The following is a 5,798-nucleotide window of genomic DNA, read 5'->3' as shown; positions in this document are numbered from 1 at the left end:
AATACATCAATTTATCTTTCATGTCAACGCTTATTTTTTATTTTTTTCACTTTTTTTAAAACCTTTACTTCAGCCCATTATCCCTTACCTTTCATTTTCATCCCTTTTATCTTCATGCATCTTCATTTTCGCTTTACTATATCGTTCAAGACATATAAAAAAAGCGTATGCTAAGCACAGTCAACACACGACAATTTTTGTCACGCGAACAACCTATCCTATATATTCATTCGTGTTGCCTTTTAATCCTCTTTCATAATACACATCTTCTTGACACATATCCAACTAAGGTTTTTGATAAAATAACAAATAAATGATATAACGTCAATTCATCATATAAAGAAAAACATATTCAATTATATAAAATAATGGTAATCTTATCCGATATATGTTCATCCTCGCATTGCCACACGTGATCATGAATCATTCGATTCTTATATTATTCTTTCATAACCGAACATTATTCTTTTCATAACTGATATCTTTTAAGGATCACATATTGCAGCTCAATACCCATTATTACGCACAGTTACTTACCATCGCATATTTTCTATTCCATTGACTCATGATATTCATTAAGTGCATCACACTCTTCATAGCTATGTGTTTCTTTAGCTTCCATATCTTGTAATAAATTTCTAAAATATCGAACAAATAATATGACGGTCGTCATTACTGCCAATGTATCTGCAATCGGTTCTGCCAAAAACACCGCAAACACCTTATCCGTGAAAAACATTGGCAGAAGATAAATCAAAGGAATTAACACCAATATTTTACGAAACAGGGCAAGAAACGCTGAAGTTTTTGCATTGCCTAAAGCAATAAAGGTTTGTTGACAAGCAATTTGAGCACCCATCAAGATACTACCAGCCATATAAATACGAATTGCCCAAATGGTAATATCAGATAAAGCAACATCACTTGTGAAAACAGCAGTAGGAAGTTGTGGCACCGCCATACAAATCAACCACATGATTGCAGCATAACTCAAACAACTGATCATCAAAATTCGAAAAGCCTGTTTTACGCGCTTCGCCTGATTAGCGCCATAATTATAACTGATAATCGGCTGTGCACCTTGCGTGAATCCGCTTAATGGCAACATCGCAAACTGCATCAAACTTGATAGAATCGTCATTGCCCCTACTGCCAGATCACCTCCATAACGCAAAAGAGATGAATTAAAACACAACACCAATAAACTTTCGGTAGCCTGCATAATGAATGGAGCTGTACCCAAAGCAATACAAGGAAGTAAAATTTTAGTTTGAATGCTCATATTAGCTTTATGTAAATGCAATCTTGTTTTCGATCCATTTAGAAAACACAAGACCCAAACACAAGAAATTCCTTGTGATAACACAGTTGCTAATGCCGCACCCTGAACACCTAGCTTCAACACAAATATCAATAAAGGATCGAGCACAATATTAATGATTGCACCAATAACAACAGTTAACATACTGATTTTGGAAAAACCTTGCGCTGAAATAAAGGCATTCATCCCTAAAGTCATCTGTACAAACAAAGTTCCAAGCGCATAAATAAACATATATTGCTGTGCATATGGCAATGTATTTTCACTAGCGCCAAATGCCAACAACAACGGTTTTTGAAACACTATAACAACGATTGTTAAAATGATGGAACATAGCAATAAAGATGTAAAGCAATTGCCCAAAATCTTTTCAGCGCTTTTATCATCCCCTCGCCCCATAAAAATAGATGCTCTTGGTGCTCCTCCGGTACCTACCAGCTGTGCAAAGGCAGATATGATCATAATGATTGGAAAGCATACGCCGACACCTGTCAAAGCCGTTGCACCAACATCAGCAATATGACCAATATACATACGATCTACCATATTATATAAAGCATTGACCAATTGTGAAAGAATCGCCGGAATCGCCAGCATAAAAAACAATTTTTTTACTGCTTCTTTTCCTAAATCCACTTCTTGTGCTGCCTTCATAGTTCTCTCTCCTTTTACCATTTTGAGCTATTAAAATAAACGTTACTTATTATATCGCACATCTATATTTTGTCAAACGCAAAACAGCAATCTATGCAGGTGGAAAGCTTTCGATATTTTGCCCTATTGATATAGTAAATATAGATGGGACAACCTCTTAGTCCTACGACTTAAGTGCTTAGTTTATATTCGCCATAACTAAATATACTCAGAATTGATTTAGAAATCATTATCTAGTGAAATGCCAGAAGCATTGCACTGTATCAGAAGTGAACCATTTCCATTAATAGCTGCACAAAAAAACTAAGTCTGCAAAAGATAATGTTTGCTTACAAACAGCTATATTTCACAGTTATGAAATTTCTATAAAAAAATTACAAAAAAAGATTGCAATTCACAATAAAGTACGCTATAATAATCGAGCAATGCCCGAGTGGTGAAACTGGTAGACGCAACGGACTCAAAATCCGTCGGTAGCGATACCGTGCCGGTTCGAGTCCGGCCTCGGGCACCATATAGATAAAAGTAAACTGTCCCATGGAAATCGGGCAGTTTTTTTGTTAAAAAATCCATAAAAAAAGAGGGTTAAAATAGATTGTTATAAAGTGTTAAGTTTCCTCTATTTTATATCCTCTTCTCACTTTATTGCAAAAGTTGCTGCATCTCATGTGAAGTCAAAACATCTGTATCTACCATAGCTTCCAATACCTGTTTTTGCCGCAGCCTTGCTTCCTTATAATGATTGCTTAATTGATAATTACTCGGTGATTGTGGTAACCCAGCTAATAACGTTGCCTCATCGATGGTCAACTCGCTTGGTTCTTTATGAAAGTAGCCATGTGCAGCCTCATAGATTCCAATATGATTATCACCATAATTAATTACGTTGACATAAAGTTCTAATATTTCTTTTTTTCTTAGTTTTTTTTCAAGATCATATGCAACGAAAATCTCACTTACCTTACGTAAATAACTTGGCTGATAGTCAAAATAAAGATTTTTAGCAAGTTGTTGCGTTATCGTGCTTCCACCTCCGACAATACCATGAGCAAACACATTTGTAACCGCCGCCCGTAACATGGAGCGATATTCCACGCCATGATGTTCATAGAACCGTCTATCTTCAATTGCCACAGTAGCTGTAAATAAATTTTCGTTTATCTTATCAAACGTCACATAATGTGGACGTTTTCTTATTTCAGCCACCTTATCTGCAATACTCACATCATCAATTGCCTTCACATAATTTACATAACCGATACCGATAAACAAGATACTAATGATTAAGAGCAGCAGTAGGAAGATACTGATTAGTTTTTTTATTATTCTTTTCATCTTATCACCACTTTACATACATGATTATAGCATAGTTTTGTCCATAAACTGGCAATCTTACAAATTCGTTAGTCCAAAAGAAAACACGGTTGCCCGTGTTTATCTGTTCGCATTTACTGATTTCATTATCTGTTTGATCTGTGCTTCTGATGGTTTTCTGCCCATCTGTAAGAACATTGCACGAATCATCTTTTCATTGATTGGGGGATTCTCCTTCAGTTCTTTCTCAAACTTCTTCTTTGTAAAATAGAATCCTAAAAAAGCACCGATAAGCAATCCTGCCAGTGTAAATAAAATCGAACTAACGAAATCCATATGTAATCCTCCTTACATTAAGGTTATTTTACTATTTTTATAATGATTTTACAATAGTTTTCGCTAAGAAATCCATCTTTAAACTTCTTGAGGAAGTAATACGTGATATGGATACTTACGAACTAATAAATTTAAAAAGGGATTATCTGCATTATCCAGTGATATAGAATATGTATGAAGTTGTATCTCATAACAACAATCTTGCAACTCATCTTTTAATCGCATGAATTCATGATTCCATTGTACCATCTGATCAAAATAAGAAATTGCACTTGTATATAGCATCTCAGCATCTATCTTATGTAAAATTGCATCACATTGTTCATTAGACAATACTGTGATATCCTGACATACGTTAGGATGTTTCTTTAACATCACATAAAAATTTTGTTTAACTGCATAAAATTCCATCATCATCACCAGAATGATTGTATCACATTGAAAAACAAAGCATCTGTCAAAACATGTCGACAGATGCTTATCATTTTAACGTTGCTTTCTTAGTGATGCAAGTCAATATCTGAAAAATCAAATGCTTCCAAAGTAGAGGCAATTGTTTTATCTTTTAATGGTAAATTTTCTTTAGCCATCTTAGCCTTGACTTTCATACCATTTTCAATTGTTGCAGGTCCACAAATACAACCGCCTTGACATGCCATACCTTCCAATACATCCGCCTGGAAACGGTTCACCTTCATCATCAATAAAGCCTTTTTACATTCTGCGCTTCCATCCGCATATTGAGCCGTAATGGTTTCATCGTCATTTTCTTTCAATGCTTCGACAACCGCCTTTGAAACACCGCCGCCGATAGAGAAATTACGTCCGTGAACAGAAGCTGTATCGCCTTCTCTTGCTGTTACATTTTCTGGTGAAATGTGTTTTGATACAAACATTGCACCTAGTTCTTCAAATGTCAAACAGTAATCTACATCATTATCCTGCACTTCTTGTTTTTTTGCCACACAAGGTCCAATAAAGACCGTTTTCGCTCCTGGATACTGTTTTTTCAAATAACGAGAAGTTGCCACCATAGGGCTAACCATATGGGATACGTTATTTTCATAGACAGTTGGGAAATGCTGTTTTGCCATATTCACAAATGCTGGACAACAAGATGTAGTAATCTTCTTTCCTTCAGCCTTATGTTTCTTCGCATCTTCTTTTTCATACCATGCAACTGCATCCGCTCCAATTGCAGCTTCATATACATCACGGAATCCTAATTGACGTATTCCTTCCATCACTTGCGGCAATGTAGCATTATCAAACTGCCCTTGCATTGCTGGAGCAAAAATAGCATACATCTCTGTACCTTTTTTCAATTCTTCGATAACATCGACCATCCAAGACATATCTTCGATTGCTCCAAATGGACATTTTGCCTGGCATGCACCACAATTAATACATTTTTCTTCATCAATTTCAGCCAATCCACTTTCTCCCATACTGATGGCATCTACAGGACAGCTCTTCATACATGGACGCTGTGTTTCTACGATAGCATTGAATGGACATGCATTTTTACAAGCACCACATTCTTTACATTTATCATAATCAATAAAAGCATGATCATTCCCCATATGAATTGCATCAAATTTACAAGCAGACAAACATGCTTTAGCCATACATTTGCGGCAATTATCTGTCACCTGGATTTTATGGATGCTACAGCCATCACATGCTGCATCAATGACACGTACGATCTGACGTTTATTTTCATGTTCAACAGGTACCGGAGGTTTTCCCATCGCCATGCGCGTACGCTGACGAATAATCTCCTTTTCTTTATAGATACAGCAACGAAAATCTGCCCGTTTTCCTGGAATCAAAAGATTCGCAACTTCATCACATGTATCCTCATTCAATTTTCCTTCAAAACTGCGTTTACTTACTTCACGTAAAACATCGAATTTGAATTGTCTAGCTTCATGATCAAATAATGACATAATATCCTCCCATACTTCCTCTTTATGCAAGCAAATTTGCTTGTGCTTTTTTTAACAAGCACATTATAGCATAAGAAAACAAAGAGCAAAAGACGATTTTTAATTTTTTCATCCTTTTTATCTAAAAATGTTTTTGTTTACCATCTAGAAACAAAAGCATTTAGTATCTAGTATTTAACTTTAATATTTTAATCTTCATGCTTTTCGTTTTATCCGTATACAAC

General features: G+C 35.6%; 5 protein-coding genes and 1 tRNA gene. 1 reads left to right on the top strand and 5 read right to left on the bottom strand.

Annotated features, from left to right (window positions below):
• Window positions 1–550: 550 nt before the first annotated feature.
• Window positions 551–1,975 carry an MATE family efflux transporter gene (locus AC1VS3_RS12555; RefSeq protein ID WP_008688747.1) on the bottom strand — a complete coding sequence of 475 codons (1,425 nt, stop codon included), beginning with the start codon at window positions 1,973–1,975 and terminating at the stop codon, window positions 551–553.
• 427 nt (window positions 1,976–2,402) lie between these two features.
• On the opposite strand from AC1VS3_RS12555, the gene AC1VS3_RS12550 reads away from it, so the two are divergent.
• Window positions 2,403–2,489 (top strand) — tRNA-Leu (locus AC1VS3_RS12550).
• A gap of 128 nt (window positions 2,490–2,617) precedes the next feature.
• Here the strand turns inward: AC1VS3_RS12550 and AC1VS3_RS12545 are convergent.
• The 4 genes from AC1VS3_RS12545 to AC1VS3_RS12530 form a co-directional block, all read right to left on the bottom strand.
• The gene (locus AC1VS3_RS12545) at window positions 2,618–3,310 is read right to left on the bottom strand and encodes a biosynthetic peptidoglycan transglycosylase (RefSeq protein ID WP_008688749.1); all 693 of its coding nucleotides are present in this window, start codon (window positions 3,308–3,310) and stop codon (window positions 2,618–2,620) included.
• A gap of 99 nt (window positions 3,311–3,409) precedes the next feature.
• Window positions 3,410–3,625 carry a YneF family protein gene (locus AC1VS3_RS12540; protein ID WP_008688752.1) on the bottom strand — a complete coding sequence of 72 codons (216 nt, stop codon included), beginning with the start codon at window positions 3,623–3,625 and terminating at the stop codon, window positions 3,410–3,412.
• 78 nt (window positions 3,626–3,703) lie between these two features.
• Window positions 3,704–4,042 (bottom strand): hypothetical protein, encoded by a 339-nt coding sequence (locus tag AC1VS3_RS12535; RefSeq protein WP_262265313.1) that lies wholly within the window; start codon window positions 4,040–4,042, stop codon window positions 3,704–3,706.
• An 83-nt stretch (window positions 4,043–4,125) separates the two neighbouring features.
• Window positions 4,126–5,574, bottom strand: a complete 1,449-nt coding sequence (locus AC1VS3_RS12530; RefSeq protein WP_008979061.1) for a 4Fe-4S dicluster domain-containing protein — start codon at window positions 5,572–5,574, stop codon at window positions 4,126–4,128.
• Window positions 5,575–5,798: the final 224 nt, after the last annotated feature.

Source organism: Longicatena sp. (assembly GCF_982403165.1).
The sequence above is the reverse complement of the archived record's forward strand: the minus strand, read 5'-3'. Positions and strand labels throughout refer to the sequence as shown.

Coding starts and splice junctions, on each gene's coding strand:
- AC1VS3_RS12555 (WP_008688747.1), bottom strand. CDS start 1,975: ATGAAGGCAGCACAAGAAGTGGATTTAGGAAAAGAAGCAGTAAAAAAA.
- AC1VS3_RS12545 (WP_008688749.1), bottom strand. CDS start 3,310: ATGAAAAGAATAATAAAAAAACTAATCAGTATCTTCCTACTGCTGCTC.
- AC1VS3_RS12540 (WP_008688752.1), bottom strand. CDS start 3,625: ATGGATTTCGTTAGTTCGATTTTATTTACACTGGCAGGATTGCTTATC.
- AC1VS3_RS12535 (WP_262265313.1), bottom strand. CDS start 4,042: ATGATGATGGAATTTTATGCAGTTAAACAAAATTTTTATGTGATGTTA.
- AC1VS3_RS12530 (WP_008979061.1), bottom strand. CDS start 5,574: ATGTCATTATTTGATCATGAAGCTAGACAATTCAAATTCGATGTTTTA.